The organism is Bacillus sp. LSHTCR4, from assembly GCF_057197025.1.
This window is the reverse complement of sequence record NZ_JBXUNO010000003.1, coordinates 156467-171844: the sequence shown is the minus strand read 5'-3', so window position 1 is coordinate 171844 and position 15378 is coordinate 156467. Positions and strand designations below refer to the sequence as shown.

The 15378-nt window shown below is 34.4% G+C and carries 20 protein-coding genes, 1 other RNA gene and 1 riboswitch; of the genes, 16 read left to right on the top strand and 5 right to left on the bottom strand.

From position 1 onward, the window contains the following. Positions 1–34: 34 nt before the first annotated feature. The 10 genes from smpB (at position 35) to AC2CGR_RS20425 (ending at position 8617) form a co-directional block, all read left to right on the top strand. Positions 35–502: an SsrA-binding protein gene (gene smpB, locus AC2CGR_RS20470; RefSeq protein ID WP_001123907.1), complete on the top strand. Its 468-nt coding sequence runs from the start codon at positions 35–37 to the stop codon at positions 500–502. Between the two features lie 126 nt (positions 503–628). After that, positions 629–983: a transfer-messenger RNA gene (ssrA, locus tag AC2CGR_RS20465) on the top strand. 304 nt (positions 984–1287) lie between these two features. Then, complete coding sequence (locus tag AC2CGR_RS20460) at positions 1288–2244, top strand: nuclease-related domain-containing protein (protein WP_270184671.1); 957 nt, start codon at positions 1288–1290, stop codon at positions 2242–2244. A gap of 600 nt (positions 2245–2844) precedes the next feature. Then, positions 2845–3522: a response regulator transcription factor gene (locus AC2CGR_RS20455; RefSeq protein ID WP_087968646.1), complete on the top strand. Its 678-nt coding sequence runs from the start codon at positions 2845–2847 to the stop codon at positions 3520–3522. Between the two features lie 345 nt (positions 3523–3867). After that, positions 3868–4881: a siderophore ABC transporter substrate-binding protein gene (locus tag AC2CGR_RS20450; RefSeq protein WP_087968645.1), complete on the top strand. Its 1014-nt coding sequence runs from the start codon at positions 3868–3870 to the stop codon at positions 4879–4881. A gap of 19 nt (positions 4882–4900) precedes the next feature. Next, positions 4901–5917: an ABC transporter permease gene (locus AC2CGR_RS20445; RefSeq protein WP_087968644.1), complete on the top strand. Its 1017-nt coding sequence runs from the start codon at positions 4901–4903 to the stop codon at positions 5915–5917. Beyond that, entirely contained in the window at positions 5914–6978 is a 1065-nt protein-coding gene (locus AC2CGR_RS20440; protein WP_270184672.1) for an iron chelate uptake ABC transporter family permease subunit, read from the top strand. Before AC2CGR_RS20445 ends, AC2CGR_RS20440 begins: the two co-directional genes overlap by 4 nt. Next, positions 6975–7727: an iron ABC transporter ATP-binding protein gene (locus AC2CGR_RS20435; protein ID WP_087968642.1), complete on the top strand. Its 753-nt coding sequence runs from the start codon at positions 6975–6977 to the stop codon at positions 7725–7727. The genes AC2CGR_RS20440 and AC2CGR_RS20435 overlap by 4 nt, the downstream gene beginning before the upstream one ends. A gap of 172 nt (positions 7728–7899) precedes the next feature. Then, a complete protein-coding gene (locus AC2CGR_RS20430) occupies positions 7900–8196 on the top strand; it encodes a transporter suffix domain-containing protein (protein ID WP_484481099.1) in 297 nt (98 codons plus the stop codon). Then, positions 8186–8617 (top strand): MarR family winged helix-turn-helix transcriptional regulator, encoded by a 432-nt coding sequence (locus AC2CGR_RS20425; RefSeq protein ID WP_029440948.1) that lies wholly within the window; start codon positions 8186–8188, stop codon positions 8615–8617. Before AC2CGR_RS20430 ends, AC2CGR_RS20425 begins: the two co-directional genes overlap by 11 nt. A gap of 224 nt (positions 8618–8841) precedes the next feature. Here the strand turns inward: AC2CGR_RS20425 and AC2CGR_RS20420 are convergent, their stop codons facing one another. The 3 genes from AC2CGR_RS20420 to AC2CGR_RS20410 form a co-directional block, all read right to left on the bottom strand. Beyond that, on the bottom strand, positions 8842–9600 hold the full coding sequence (locus AC2CGR_RS20420) for a hypothetical protein (RefSeq protein WP_087968641.1): 759 nt from the start codon (positions 9598–9600) through the stop codon (positions 8842–8844). Between the two features lie 251 nt (positions 9601–9851). Beyond that, positions 9852–10091 carry a DUF896 domain-containing protein gene (locus tag AC2CGR_RS20415; RefSeq protein ID WP_087968640.1) on the bottom strand — a complete coding sequence of 80 codons (240 nt, stop codon included), beginning with the start codon at positions 10089–10091 and terminating at the stop codon, positions 9852–9854. 96 nt (positions 10092–10187) lie between these two features. After that, the gene (locus AC2CGR_RS20410) at positions 10188–10835 is read right to left on the bottom strand and encodes a nitroreductase family protein (RefSeq protein WP_270184673.1); all 648 of its coding nucleotides are present in this window, start codon (positions 10833–10835) and stop codon (positions 10188–10190) included. A gap of 146 nt (positions 10836–10981) precedes the next feature. Here AC2CGR_RS20410 and AC2CGR_RS20405 point away from each other — a divergent pair, with 146 nt between their 5' ends. From AC2CGR_RS20405 to AC2CGR_RS20385, 5 genes are all read left to right on the top strand, one after another. Beyond that, positions 10982–11338 carry a winged helix-turn-helix transcriptional regulator gene (locus AC2CGR_RS20405; protein WP_087968638.1) on the top strand — a complete coding sequence of 119 codons (357 nt, stop codon included), beginning with the start codon at positions 10982–10984 and terminating at the stop codon, positions 11336–11338. A 71-nt stretch (positions 11339–11409) separates the two neighbouring features. Further along, positions 11410–11811, top strand: coding sequence for a phosphate-starvation-inducible protein PsiE (gene psiE, locus AC2CGR_RS20400; protein WP_000671174.1), 402 nt, complete (start codon positions 11410–11412; stop codon positions 11809–11811). 142 nt (positions 11812–11953) lie between these two features. Next, positions 11954–12469: a spermidine N1-acetyltransferase gene (speG, locus tag AC2CGR_RS20395; RefSeq protein ID WP_001071086.1), complete on the top strand. Its 516-nt coding sequence runs from the start codon at positions 11954–11956 to the stop codon at positions 12467–12469. Positions 12470–12587: 118 nt separating this feature from the next. Further along, the gene (locus AC2CGR_RS20390; RefSeq protein ID WP_131102668.1) at positions 12588–12839 is read left to right on the top strand and encodes a DUF3955 domain-containing protein; all 252 of its coding nucleotides are present in this window, start codon (positions 12588–12590) and stop codon (positions 12837–12839) included. 100 nt (positions 12840–12939) lie between these two features. After that, complete coding sequence (locus AC2CGR_RS20385) at positions 12940–13179, top strand: DUF3947 family protein (RefSeq protein ID WP_131101022.1); 240 nt, start codon at positions 12940–12942, stop codon at positions 13177–13179. 29 nt (positions 13180–13208) lie between these two features. Here the strand turns inward: AC2CGR_RS20385 and crcB (AC2CGR_RS20380) are convergent, their stop codons facing one another. Further along, positions 13209–13565, bottom strand: coding sequence for a fluoride efflux transporter CrcB (crcB, locus tag AC2CGR_RS20380; protein ID WP_087968635.1), 357 nt, complete (start codon positions 13563–13565; stop codon positions 13209–13211). Continuing rightward, a complete protein-coding gene (gene crcB / locus AC2CGR_RS20375) occupies positions 13562–13966 on the bottom strand; it encodes a fluoride efflux transporter CrcB (protein WP_131102666.1) in 405 nt (134 codons plus the stop codon). Before crcB (AC2CGR_RS20375) ends, crcB (AC2CGR_RS20380) begins: the two co-directional genes overlap by 4 nt. Positions 13967–14020: 54 nt before the next feature. Continuing rightward, a riboswitch (Fluoride riboswitch) is annotated at positions 14021–14080 on the bottom strand. A 217-nt stretch (positions 14081–14297) separates the two neighbouring features. Between crcB (AC2CGR_RS20375) and AC2CGR_RS20370 the strand changes: the two genes are divergently transcribed. Next, positions 14298–15356, top strand: a complete 1059-nt coding sequence (locus AC2CGR_RS20370; RefSeq protein ID WP_131101020.1) for an endonuclease/exonuclease/phosphatase family protein — start codon at positions 14298–14300, stop codon at positions 15354–15356. The last annotated feature ends 22 nt before the right edge of the window (positions 15357–15378 follow it).

The following is a 15378-nucleotide window of genomic DNA, read 5'->3' as shown; positions in this document are numbered from 1 at the left end:
TGTTACAATAGTAAAAATAGAGGAGGGACGTTATATGCCAAAAGGTTCAGGTAAGGTTATTGCACAAAATAAAAAAGCATTTCATGATTATTTCATCGAAGAAACATACGAAGCAGGGCTTGTCCTTCAAGGAACGGAAATTAAGTCGATTCGCGCTGGACGCGTGAACTTGAAAGATGCATTTGCTCGTGTACATAATGGTGAAGTATGGGTTCATAATATGCATATTAGTACGTACGAACAAGGGAATCGTTTCAACCATGATCCGCTTCGCACGAGAAAGTTACTTCTTCATAAAAAAGAAATTGAGAAGTTAACGGGTGCTTCAAAAGAAACGGGATATGCACTAGTTCCAGTTAGAATTTACTTAAAAAATGGCTTCGCGAAAATGGCACTTGGTTTAGCAAAAGGTAAGAAACAATATGATAAGCGTCACGATTTAAAAGAGAAAGAAGCTAAACGTGAAATTGCACGCGCGTTCCGTGATCGTCAAAAGATGTAATACAGATATTTACATTTGTAAAACGGCGCGCGTATGTTATAATAACTTATGTAAGATTGTTGCACATTGAAAAACAGCTCTTAGTAGCTATCACGAAATTTTCTTCGTATGCTCCATTTTTATCATGGGGACGTTACGGATTCGACAGGGATAGTTCGAGCTTAGGTTGCGAGTCGAGGGGATCGGCCTCGTTAAAACGTCAAAGCCTATAATTGGCAAACAAAACAATCTTTCTTTAGCTGCTTAATTGCACTAAAGGTTCCTCCCTCCATCGTCCATGTGGTAGGGTAAGGGACTCAAACTAAGTGGACTACGCCGGAGTTCGCCGTCTGAGGACAAAGGAAGAGAACAACCAGACTAGCAACTTGGAAGCCTGTCGATAGGCCGAAGAGTTCGCGAAATGCTAATATATCGACTACACTCGTAGAAGCTTAAGTGCCGATATTTTTGGACGTGGGTTCGACTCCCACCGTCTCCACCAATACATATTTGGTGGTTTTTTATTTTGTATGATATGAACCATAACTTTGCCAGATTGGTGGGGTTATGGTTCTTTTTGTTTGCAGGAAAATAGGATTTTCATGTTTTGCTAGTAGTGGGTTTCGGGTGGTATGCTGTTTTGGGAGGTGGAGTGATGTCGTGTTTTGTCGAGCGGTCGATATTCTATGTCGAATCGCCGATATAATTGAAGTTGCGGTCGATATATTGGAAAAATCGCCGATATAATTGAAGTTGTGGTCGATATAATGAAAAAATCGCCGATATATTTCTAGAGGAGTGATAAAATGATTGTGAAAGAACGGAGAATGCCGATTTATTTACGTCAATTAGAAGCGCTACTCAGAAGATTGCCTGTTCATCATCCAAAACGGAATAAAATCGCTGAAAATATAGCGAAATATAAGGCAGGTTATAAAGGGGAACGAGCTGTTGATTATTCATTAAGTTTTCTCCCTGAGCAAGATTATAGCATTTTACATGACATTCGTTTATTTGATCAAAATCATTACTTTCAAATTGATACTATCATCATTTCCCCGCGTTTTCTTCTATTTCTAGAAATAAAGAATATAGTAGGTACACTACTTTTTGACTCAACATTTAATCAGCTCGTTCGCATATCCGAAGAAAAGTCAGAAGGATTTCCAGATCCAATTTTGCAAATGAAAAGACAGGAATTACAGCTTCAGAAATGGTTAAGGTTATACGGGTTTTCTAAATTCCCAATTGAATCCTTCGTTGTTATTAGTACGCCGCGTACCGTTGTTAAATCTTCAGATGATAACCTCTCTAATAAAATCATTCATAGTGCTAATTTACCTCATAAAATAAAGTGGCTAGAAATTAAATATAAGAAAAAAACTATATATAATATAAATGAGCTTATTCAGCGAATGATGATGGAGCATTCCCCATTGCAACAAAATGTTCTTGAAAAATATCAAATGAAAAAAGAAGAATTGTTAAAGGGGGTACTGTGTGAGGAATGTACCTCTATACCAATGGTTAAAGTGAAAAAAGGGTGGTATTGCTCGAAATGTAATACTGTATCTAAGGATGCACATAAGTGTGCTTTAGAAGATTATGCACTTCTTATCGAAACCGTGGCTACTAATAGTAAGTTGAAAGAATTTCTAAATATCCAATCAAGTTCAATTATGAAACGCATCCTTCAATTACTGAAAATCCCGTATGTCGGTGAGAATAAAGGGAGGAAGTATGATTTAACAATGTATCAGTGAGCAATGGAAAAGGATTATTAATACAGTGATGATCCTTTTGAAAATTTATTTTACACTCAGTGTTTCTTTTGTTTTTTCATTGTTAGTTAACTTGTTACAATTGCATTATAGGACATTGATCTTAAACTCTATTAAATTTAATCTTAAAATAAGAAGAATGCAGTTTTTTGTTTTGGAGCTTTTATAATATGCTTAAATTGGTGGGGATGGGTGGTACCCTTGAAATAGAAATCGAAGAAATAGTTATTGACGATAAGTAGGTAGATACTATAGCAACCCCGTAATGATTAAATAATATTTATCCCGCTATTTGTCGGGCAGTAAAACTCCCATCTCAAAATTTGGCTGAAGTAAAGAGGTTAGGTGGAAGCTCTGCTGCTTGTAAATGTCCGATTGGTAAGTGGATATGTTAATTTTAATTTATTCAAATCTTCATATCCTTTGTGTTTCTATTCATATCTATTGTAAGATTATATAGAGTTCTCCTAATAAGCTGTTATAATGACTTTTTTTAGGAGTTTAATACTTATAAATCTTAAATTATTTTTGGGGGATAATTTTTATCTAACTAAGTTATATTGAAGTAGAGGTGAACCATCGGTGAGACAGGTGTTAGTAATTAAAAATGAACGGTCTTTAGCAAAGAAAATCGTAAGCGGTTTAACGGAAGAAGGCCATTTCATTTTACAACTTCACAATGAAAACGAAGGTTTAAATATAATATATGAACAAGATTGGGATATCATCATATTAGATTGGGATTCATTAAGCATATCCGGACCAGAAATTTGCAGACAAATACGACTTGTTAAAATGACACCGATCATTATTGTGACCGACAATATTTCTAGTAAGGATTGCGTAGCAGGGTTACAAGCAGGAGCAGATGATTATATAAGAAAACCATTTGCGAAAGAAGAATTAGTAGCAAGGGTTCAAGCGATTTTAAGGAGAAGCGACTGTAACCAGCAAAATGAGATAACCTTTTATCAGTTTAAAGATCTCTTTGTTGATGCATCTAGCAATATTGTGAAAAAAGGTGGTAAAAATCTCTCGCTTACGAAGCGTGAGTACGATTTGCTTGTATTTTTAATCAAGAATAAAAATACAATATTGAGCCGTGAAATGCTTTTGAACCAAGTTTGGGGACATAACGTAGTCGTAAATCCAAATGTAGTAGACTTATATATTGGGTATGTAAGAAAAAAGTTAAAGTGTGAGAAGAAAAATAGATATATTCAAACGATACATGGCAGAGGCTATTCAATGGTTGAATGATACAAATAAGATAATAAAATAGTTTCTGTGAAATATGAAAAGACAGAAACTATAAAAAGAAGATTGCTATCAGGAAATGGTCATTTTTTGCAGTAGAAATCATGGTTTATAAGGTGTGGGGGATGGATCTGATGCGCATTAGTTGAGACCGTATCAAATTTATTTTTAATTTTATTAACTCACACCATTCACAAGATTTTCACAGAATTAATGACTATACTTATTATCAGGATGTTCAAATGAAAATGATTATCAATAGCAATTTAGATGCATAAAAGTTACTATCTAATTTAATCTATGAACTTTATCATTTTCGAACTAAATTACATAATAAGGAGTATACGTATGAAAAAAACTATGCTTTTAAAATTAGTAAGTATTCTAGCAGTTTTCACTTTAATGTTAGTGGCTTGCTCAGATTCAGGTAAAGAAACTTCGAAGGCTACTAAAGGTAATGGTAGTGATAAGCCAAAAACGGTTGAAATCACTGATGCACATGGAAAGGTTACAGTTCCTGTAAATCCAAAGAATGTAGTTGCTTTAGATAATAGAACGTTTGAAACTTTAGCTGATTGGGGAATTAAATTAGCGGCTGCTCCAAAGGATATCATGCCTGCTGATTCAGCATATAAAAAGGATGAAAAAGTTCAAAATATTGGGAATCACCGTGAGCCAAATCTTGAAATTATTGCAGCGGCAAACCCTGACCTTGTAATCGTTGGTCAAAGATTTGCTGATCATTACGAAGAAATCAAAAAATTAGTACCAAATGCAGCTGTTATTGATCTTAATTTTGATGTTTCTGAGAAATCTACTACGCCTGGAAAAAATTTAGTAGATGGACTTAAAAATTCTACAACTACTCTAGGAAAAATCTTTGATAAAGATAAAGAAGCTAAACAATTAGTAGCTGATTTCGATAAATCTATTGAAAAAGCAAAATCTGCTTATAACGGAAAAGATAAAGTTATGAGTGTTATCGTTACTGGTGGAAATATTGGCTTTGCTGCGCCGCACTCTGGTCGCGTTTGGGGACCTATGTATGAAATTTTCGGTTGGACTCCAGCATTAGAAGTTTCGAATTCTACTGCAGGTCATAAAGGTGATGACGTTTCTGTTGAAGCTATCGCACAAACAAATCCTGATTGGCTTTTCGTATTAGATCGTGATGCTGCAACATCTGATGCAGCTAAGTCAGCTCCTGCTCAGGATGTTATTTCTAAATCACCAGCTCTTCAAAACACAACTGCTGTTTCTAAAAAACAAGTTATTTATGCACCAGCAGATACTTACACAAATGAATCAATTCAGACTTATATAGAGTTATTTGGAGATCTTGCAAAAACTTTAGCTAAGTAGTGTAAAGGGGTACGAAACAGTGTCAAAAAATATGATTTCTAGGGTTGAGAATGCTTCTCAACCCCAGTTTTATAATCACAATAAAATATGGACAAAACCTTTTATAATAGCAGTTATAGTTGTTATAATTTTAGGGATTATATCACTGTTTACTGGCGTTTATGATATACGTGGACAAGAGGACGGAATGGAGATGTTTTTCATCACTCGTGTTCCGAGAACAGTTGCATTAATGCTTACTGGAGCTGCGATGGCAATGGCAGGGCTCGTCATGCAACTCATTACACAAAATCGTTTTGTTGAACCTACTACAACGGGGACGATTGAATGGTCAGGCTTAGGCCTGCTTTTTGTGTATTTACTATTTCCTGCTCCGACTTTAGTTCAAAGAATGACTGGTGCAATCATTTTTTCTTTTATAGGAACTATGATTTTCTTTTTATTTTTAAGAAGAGTTAAGCTTCGTTCGTCTTTAATTGTCCCGATTATTGGATTGATGCTTGGAGCAGTTATTTCTGCAGTGTCTACTTTTATGGGACTCCTTTTTCAAATGACGCAAAGTATTGAAACTTGGTTTGTAGGTTCATTTGCTAACATTCAGGTGGGAAGATATGAATATTTATGGCTAATTGTTATCGTTACTTTGCTTATTTTTATGTATGCGAATAGATTGACTTTAGCTGGACTAGGAGAAGATGTCGCAACAAGCCTTGGAGTTAATTACAATAGAATTGTTCTTTTTGGGACTGCTCTTATCTCTGTTGCAGTTGGAATTGTTGCAGCTGTTATTGGAAACTTACCGTTCTTGGGGTTAATTGTCCCAAATATTGTTTCCATGTTTAGAGGTGACGATCTTAGGAGTAATTTGCCTTGGGTTTGTGTGATTGGAATGGGGACAATAACTGCCTGTGACATCATTTCTCGAACAATTATAAAGCCGTTTGAACTACCTGTTTCTTTAATACTTGCATCAGTGGGAGCGGTCGTGTTTATTACTATTTTATTGAGAAAAAGAAAACCAAGGAGGCTACGATGATCACATTAGATTATAGAAATAAAGAAAATGTTGAAGTCGGTTCTAGCCTTCATAATGAAAGTAGATCAGCTAGCGCTTTTCGTTCTAAGAAGGAAGCAAGACGTTATTGGATTTTACTCATAACATTGATTGCTTTAGGCCTCCTTTCTTCATATGGACTTTTAGTGTATAACAATCCAGTTCCGATAGATTCACCTTCTTTTATCCCAGTTGTTAAGAGAAGGATAGTAGCTATTGTTGCAATGATTATTGCAGCTGTTTGCCATAGCTTGTCGACAGTTGCTTTCCAATCCATTACGAATAATAAGATTATTACCCCTTCACTTTTAGGTTTCGAATCACTTTATTCAGCAATTCAAACGAGTACAGTATTCTTTTTTGGTGCTAGTGCATTGATCAATTTTAATGGAATTGGATCATTTTTATTTCAAGTCGTTGTTATGGTCTTCATGAGTTTGATACTTTATGGATGGCTACTTTCCGGTAAATACGGGAATTTACAACTTATGCTTTTAGTTGGAATTATTATTGGTACCGGGCTAAATTCTGTGTCAACTTTCATGAGAAAACTACTTGCGCCTTCAGAATTTGATATTTTACAAGCAAGATTATTTGGTTCTGTTAATCATGCAGATCCTGCTTATTTTCCGGTTGTAATTCCTATGGTCATAATTATAGCAGTATTAATTTTTGCTCATTCTAAGAATTTGAATGTTTTGTCACTAGGAAAGGATGTTGCTACTTCCTTTGGAGTTAAATATCAACCTAGTGTCATTTATACGCTTGTATTAGTAGCTATTTTAATGTCTATTTCAACAGCTTTAATTGGGCCACTTACTTTCTACGGATTTTTAGTAGCGACTTTGAGTTATCAGGCGGCATCAACGTATGATCATAGATATATTTTCCCGATGGCTTTTGCAATAGGATTTTTAATAATGACGAGTGCATACTTTTTAATGTATCATGTATTCCATGCTCAAGGTGTAGTTTCAGTTATTATTGAATTATTTGGTGGAATTATATTCTTAACTATAGTTTTAAGGAAGAGGGCTTTATGATAAAAATTGATAATGTTAAAAAGTTCTATACGGATAAGGTAAAAATAGGACCTTTGGATATTGAAATACCAAAAGCAGGCTTTACTTCTTTAATTGGACCAAATGGTGCTGGAAAGTCAACGACACTTTTGATGATTGGTAGACTTTTAGATATGGATGAAGGTCAAATCCAGGTAGCAAATATGGATGTTTCTGAATCCAAATCAAAAGACTTAGCAAAAGTTTTGACTATATTGCGACAAGAAAATCATTTTGTAACTAGGCTTACTGTTAGACAATTAGTTGGATTTGGGCGCTTTCCTTATTCAAAGGGAAGATTAACGAAAGAGGATGAAGTTATTATTTCTAAATATATCGACTTTCTAGATTTAACTAATTTAGAGAATAGATATTTAGATGAGCTTTCTGGTGGTCAAAGACAAAGGGCATATGTAGCGATGGTATTGTGCCAAGAGACTGAATATGTACTTTTGGACGAGCCGCTGAATAATCTTGATGTTGCTCGTTCTGTTCAAATGATGGAGCATTTGAGACGTGCGGCTAATGAATTTGGAAGAACAATTTTGACTGTTATGCATGACATAAATTTTGCAGCCAAATACTCTGATAAAATTTGTGCTATGAAAGATGGACAAATTGCTGCTTTTGGAACAGTAGAAGAAGTTATGGACCCAACACTTTTGACAGATATTTTTGAAACAAAAATAGAGATTATTAATGGTCCTTATGGGCCGATCGCTGTTTATTAGTTATAAAATGTAAAAAATACTGTAGCTTGCATAGATTATACAAGCCACTCTAGTTGAAGCTGCTGTCTATATTTTATAGACAGCAGCTTTTTTTAAACATTGCAATCAAATCAATCTTGATATATAATTTAGTTTAGTTAACTAAACTAAATTATATTCAGGAGGTTTTGAAATGGAAAAAGAAATAGTTTCAAACGAAAATAAACAAAAAAAGCCATTGCTTTTTAAAGTTGGAATAGGGCTTCTAATCATATATGTTTTACTTTGGGCGAGTGCTTTAATCATACAATTTACTTCGCTTTCGACTCAGATAAAGGCCATTGTTATTCCAGGGTGTATAGTAATAGGAGAAATTCTATTTTTAATAGGTGCTGTCTTTGTTGGCAAAGAAGTGGTGACAAAATATAAAAAGTATTTAAATCCGAAAAATTGGAGAAGAAAAGGTGAGAGAGACAAGTATGAAAAATAAAAATATAGCTGAGGAAATCAATCTAACGCTTGAAGAATTATGGATATTACTTGAAGCGAAAGAAAGATCTTATACGAATTTCAATTTAAATAATCAGCAATACACGTTATTAACATTAATTATTCGGTACCCATCATCCACTCCTAAAGAGCTAGCAGAAAAAATGAATGTAACGAAGAGTGCCATTAGCCAACAGTTAGTCAAACTTGAAAAGGATGGATACATTTTCAGAAGGCAACATGCAGAAGATAAACGTGCATTTTCAGTTGAATTAGGGGAGAAAGGCTTGTTATACAAACAAGAAATGGATGCATATATGGAGCAAGTTTCTGAAAAGTATTATGCAAGTTTATCACCTGAAGAATTAACAAACCTTTTATCAGCACTTCAAAAGCTAACGAAGGTAATGGGAGAGTTGTAGTGGCTGTACAACTGCTAATCACCAAGGGTTTATGAATCTCTGAAGTACATCTTATAGGCAGTGAAGGCTATTATTGACTAAAAGCACATTTGGTTTCCAATGAAGGCGTGGATAACTTTCTAGGTAGAGTTAAATTGTAGGATAAAAACCATAACTTGCCGGATGGCGAGGTTATGGTTTTTGATTTTTTCTCAATTGGTATATTTTTAATAACAAAATAATTATTATTTCATATCTGTTGGCTCAATTTCTGTTACTTCCTTTGTTTTTGGATCTATTGCAAACCATCCAATTAACATTGTACCACCGGTGTGACCGACGAATTCAGGGTTATTTCTTGCAGTATATCCCTCTTTTTCATCTTTCGTTTTCCCATAATTTTTTATATTAATTGCTTCAGCTGGATTCATACCAAGGAATTTAGCTATTAATTTTCTAGCGTCTGTGTCTGAAATGATATTTGTTTCTTCTTTGGTAGTAATACTGCCTGTTTCTGATGGTTCAGATTTTTGAGCAGGTTTAGATTGATCTTGCTTTTGTGATTGCGTTGTTTCTTCTTTGGCAGTAATACTGCCTGTTTCTTGTGGTTCAGATTTTTGAGTAGGTTTAGGTTGATCTTGCTTTTGTGATTGCGTTGTTTCTTCTTTGCCAGTAATACTGCCTGTTTCTTGTGGTTCAGATTTTTGAGTAGGTTTAGGTTGATCTTGTTTTTGTGATTGCGTTGTTTCTTCTTTGGTAGTAATGCTGCTTGTTTCTTGTGGTTCAGATTTTTGAGTAGGTTTAGATTGATCTTGTTCTTTCGATTTCGTGGTTTCTTCTTTGCCAGTAACATTTTCTGTTTTTTGTGGCTCTGATTTTTCCACAGGTTTAGACGGATCTTGTTGTTGCGGTTGTGTCGCTGTTTCTTTTTGACTGCTGCATGCAACTAATAAACTAGCAGATAAAGAAATTGTAATAAGTGTTTTTCCTACTGTTTTTAACATTTATACCATGCCCCCTATAGTATAATTATACATTATTTACATAAAAATGTAAGTGGAGAAAAGTTTGCGAAAGGTGAAAGATATAAAAAATTGGTAAGGTACTATTCGATATTAAGTAGAATTGGGATTTTTTATGTTAGAAATAGTAATTAGAAGGATAAGTGGATAGAGAAGTAGAGGTTAACTTAATGATCCATCTAATAATATGTTTACCTAGACGAATCATTAAGTAACAAAGGATTTTGGTAATTTCATGCGTTATTATCAGTTTTTAGTGCTAGCTTTTGTCGTTCCTTTAATTTATCAGGTGTCACGTCATTTCCTAAAGGATCTAATATTTTTAATCCTGTAACAGTGGTGTGGATTTGGCCGCGAATCATTTGAAGGTATTTCTCGCGTAATTCTATACGCTCATCTAATTCTGATTGTGTTAAACCTGCTTCTTTTTGTTTGTTAGCTAGTTCATTAATTCGATTTAAAACTTCAAGCATTGTTTTCTCCGCCTTTCTTTTGTACAAGTAGTCGATCATAGTTTAACTAATAGATTTCATCGTACTTTCATTTCAAAAGTACGATGAAACCGGTGATTAAAAATCGCCATTCCAAGAAGTTACTTCATCTACAGTTAATCGAACTGTTGGGAATCCTGGATCTTTCGCTTTACCTAATGCAATCATTAAAACGTCAGTTAAGTTTTCTGGAATGTTAAATACTTTGCGGAATTCTTCAACGTTATAGCCAAGCATTGGAACTGTATCATATCCTCTCGCTTTTGCAGCAAGCATCAATTGCATAGCTAACAAACCACCGTCAAGCATTTGCCATTCTCGTTTTCCTTGGTCACTGACAGGTGCATAAAATTCACGAATGCTGTTGTTCAGTCTGTTTTTAACTTCTTCTGTCATGAATCCAGCAGCTACTGCACGTTCATTCACCTTATTGATATGTTCGAATTCATGAGCATTATTTTCGCTTAAAATTACGATCATAGCAGATGCTTCTAACACGTGTGGTTGATTTAAAGCGATTGGATGAAGCCTTTCTTTTAAATCTTGATTTGTAATTACCATGAAACGCCATGGGTTTAAGTTAGAACTACTTGGTGCTAACATTGCTTCTTCTAAAAGTTCTTTAATTTCTTCGTCAGAGATTGTAACGGATGGGTCATAGGAACGAACGGAACGACGCTCATGGATCACATCATAAAAATTTGCAGTACGATTTTCATTTTTCATTTTTAAATACCTCCACTAAGTTGCTTACATGCATCATTATGGTATAGTACAGGTACTATGAAAAGTACGCACTTTTCCGTGATATAGACACCAACTCGTGACATAGGCACGAGAAAGTGCCTATTAAAATACAGAAGGAGTTCAGTATGAAAAAAGAGTATAACAATAGAGTTGAAGTCGTTTTGGATGTGATCGGAGGAAAGTGGAAATCCCACATTTTATATCATTTAACAAGCGGACCGACAAGAACGGGTGAGTTAAAAAGATTGGTAACTGGTATTACACAAAAGATGCTTACTGAGCAATTGAAAGAGCTTGAAAAGGATGGGCTCGTAACTAGAAAGGTATACAATCAAGTACCGCCGAAAGTTGAATACTCGCTTACAGAACAAGGACAATCATTAAAACAAGGTTTAAAAGTACTTTGCGATTGGGGCAGCGGTTATATTGAGCATAAATATCCTAATGGCGAGGTGATCGTGAAAGAGGACGATCATATTTGATTTAACACTTCTGTAAGTATAATTTTGCTATAATGAATACGTACTTATACGAAGGGGAGTTTAAAGAGAAAATGAAATTTAATATTGATCATTTTATCGCGAGTGTTTTACAGTGGATATTAAACATAGCGTTAATCATATTATCCATTGTTTTATCTATCTTTTTAATTAACGAGACGATTACTTTTATTCAATACATATTTTCAGCGAAGAAGTATACGTCATATAAATTAGTTGAAAGTATCATCGTCTATTTCTTATATTTCGAGTTCATTGCATTAATTATTAAGTATTTTAAATCGAACTATCATTTTCCGTTACGTTATTTTATTTATATCGGAATTACGGCGTTAATTCGTTTAATTATCGTATCTCATGAGGAACCGATGGAGACGTTATTATACGCGGGAGCAATTCTTGTTTTAGTCATTGCTTTATACATATCAAATATGAGAGATTTGAGAAAAGAGTAGTAGTGCAGACATAAGTTTGCACTACTTTTTTATATCTTGACCTTAAAGTTACTTGAAAGTTTACAATGTAAATAGGGCGTTTGAAATTGAAAAAAATTGAGAAATTAAGTGAAGAGGTTTCTTTTACTTGGAGGTTATAGGAATGAATCAGGAATTGAAGTTACGTCCATTAGAACGAGAAGATTTAAAGTTTGTACACGAACTTAATAATAATGCACATATTATGTCATATTGGTTTGAAGAGCCGTATGAAGCATTTGTGGAACTGCAAGACTTATACGATAAACATATACATGATCAAAGTGAACGCCGATTTATCGTTGAGAAAGATAATGAGATGGTTGGGTTGGTCGAGTTAGTGGAAATCGATTATATTCACCGTAGAACGGAATTTCAAATTATTATTGATCCGAATTATCAAGGATACGGTTATGCAGCGGAAGCGACGCGTTTAGCGATGGATTACGCCTTTTCTGTATTAAATATGCATAAGATTTATTTAGTGGTGGATAAGGAAAATGAAAAAGCGGTACATGTTTATAAAAAGGTTGGATTTATGGTGGAAGGTGAACTGTTAGATGAGTTTTTCGTTGATGGTAACTATCATAATGCGATAAGAATGTGTATGTTCCAAAAGGCATACTTTGGCACAAAATAACCGATTGGAAGAGCTATAGATAAAATATTATCTATAGCTTTTTTGTGATATGAAAAACAATTATTTATTGTTTAACAATAAATAATTGTTGATTTTTGATGCTGTTGGACTTATTATGATGGTAATAAAATCAGTGAGAATTAAAGGAGAGTATAGGATGAAAAACAAATATGTAGTAGCTATTTCTTTCATGATTTTAGCGATTATTTCTTTAACGATACATGCTTCAAACAGTAAAGTAGGAGCGAATGGGTTCCTTGAAGAACCTTTCTTTTTCTTAGTACCGATAAGTTATGTATTGTTCCTTAGTGGTATTGGTGTATTATTATTTGGATTTATTACTTCAAAGCTGAAAAAAAGTAATAGATAAAATGAGATTTAATTAGTGAGGGATCCATTAATCGGAATAACACACTCATTCTGTAATAGAAACATACGATATGGAAGAAAAATCATAAGTGAGTTGAATAATGATGAATCATTATTTTTATAATGATAGACAAGTGGGAGCAGCTATTACGCTTGCCGGGGCACAGGGAACCATTCATGCTGTGAATCAAGTGATTCAAATGCAGCAGCAAGCATATTTTGCACAAATGATGCAAGGACAGCATATGCAATACTCACAAATTCCAATGCAAAGTATACATTATGATGTGTATCCAGCTAGTTTACTTTCCATTCCATATGGCGGGACTTACTTTTTATAAAAAAAGCGACTGATAAGAGTCGCTTTTTTTTATATTCCGCCTAGATGCATTCCAAGGAATGCGAAGAGGATACCAATGATATAAGTAGCACTTAAATATAGAAATAGTATGCCAAGGTTTTTACGATTGAAGAGCTGAATGGACTCTAGCTTAAATGTTGAAAATGTCGTGAAGGCACCCATAAATCCAGTACCTAATAATAATTGCCAACCTGTAGTAACTCCGTTGCCAATTATATATCCGAGTAAAAACGCTCCTGTTATATTAATGAGAAATGTAGCAATTGGAAAGGAAGTTTTATTTCTTTTTTTAAACCAATTGCTAATTGCAAATCGTGTAATCGCACCGAAAAATCCTCCTGTTGCGACTAATAAAGCCTCCATCATAAGTGATCACCTTCCGTAAGATGTTTCTTAATTAAGAAATCACCTAGTGTATAGCCAAGTCCAGACATAATGAGGCCACCAAGTATGCTGCATGATACATATAAGAAAGCCGTATTCCATTCAGAATGATTAAGTAATTGCACAGTTTCTACACTGAATGTTGAAAATGTCGTAAAGGAACCGATGAATCCAGTCCCGATGCCTGTGATTACATCTGAAGGTAAGATGTTGAGCTTAGCGATATACGTAGTCAGCCATGCTAATAAGAAGCAGCCGACTAAGTTAATGAGTAATGTAGCTAGTGGAAATGTATGATACCAAAATCCATGAATAGTAAGACCTACATAATAACGAGAAAGGGCCCCTAATATACCGGCAATGCCAACGATAATATAAATCAATTTTCTCACCTCTTTAAAAAGCTTGCTCAAAAAAATAGACTCCTACCAGTAGTTATACTGGTAGGAGTCATTAGCTAAGCAGCGTTTATGGCGAACTCCATCGCCTATGATTATTACATATAGTGTACTAAACATTGCGCTTAATTTCCAGTGAAGGAGTTGGGGCATTTTGTATTTTTGATAATGTAAGAGAAAGAAAAGCTGTTTATAAACTAAATATAGTGATATAAGGTTTTTGGTGTGATAAAATATTTCTTATGTCTGTCATTCAGTTTTAGTTAACTGAAAATAAAGAAAATTAAGTTGTGTGTTTTAGAAAAGGGGCGTTTATTTGAAGAAATTATTAAAAATAGTACTTATATGTATTTTGGTAGGAGTGGGGGTTGTAGGTGGTTTCTTAGGGTATATGACACTTACTAAAGAACAGCCTGCTGATGTTGTAAGTTTGAAGGTAGAAAATAATAAAGAGCGCGTATTAGCGACAGGAAATGAATTTAAAGTTACAACATTTAATATTGGATATGGTGGATTAGATAAGGATCAAGACTTCTTTATGGACGGGGGAAAGGGATCTGGTTCAAGTAGTAAAGAGCAAACGGAAACGAATTTAAAGAATATGCTTTCGTTTTTACAAAATGAGAATAGTGATTTTGCGCTATTACAAGAAGTTGATATAAAGTCACTTCGTTCATTTGATGTAAATGGACATGAATTTTTGAAAAAAGGATTACCTGATTATGTTTCGTCATTTGGCAAGAACTACGATACGAAATGGGTTCCAGTGCCAATAACAAATCCAATGGGATATGCGGAGGCTGGATTAAGTACGTTTTCTAAATACACTGTTCAAGAAGCGAAGAGGTTCCAGCTTCCTGGAATGGAGCCTTGGCCAAAGCGTTTGTTTGATTTAGATAGAGCAATTGTGGAATATAAAATTCCTGTTAATAATGGGAAACATGTTAGACTCGTAAATTTACATTTGTCTGCTTATGATGAAGGCGGGAAAATTAGAAAACAGCAAGTAGAGTATTTAAAAGAATATATGAACAAGCATTATAAAAATGGTGATTACGTAATAATGGGCGGAGATTGGAATCAATTAGTTTCTGATGTTCAATTAAGTGATCCAAAGTTTGTGAAGGAGCGTCCTGAGTGGTTAGTAGAGTTACCGAAGGACTTTACGGATGGTGGCTTTAAGTGGGCGGTAGATCCGTCTGTTATGACTGTGAGAGATGATGTAAAGAAATATGTAGAAGGTGAAAATTTCGTCACGATTATTGATGGTTTTATCGTTTCACCGAATGTAGAGATTGTAAATGTACAAGGGAAAGATTTAAAGTTTGAAAATAGTGATCATAACCCAGTGAGTGCGGTATTTAAACTGAAGTAATTGATATATGTATAAGTAGAAG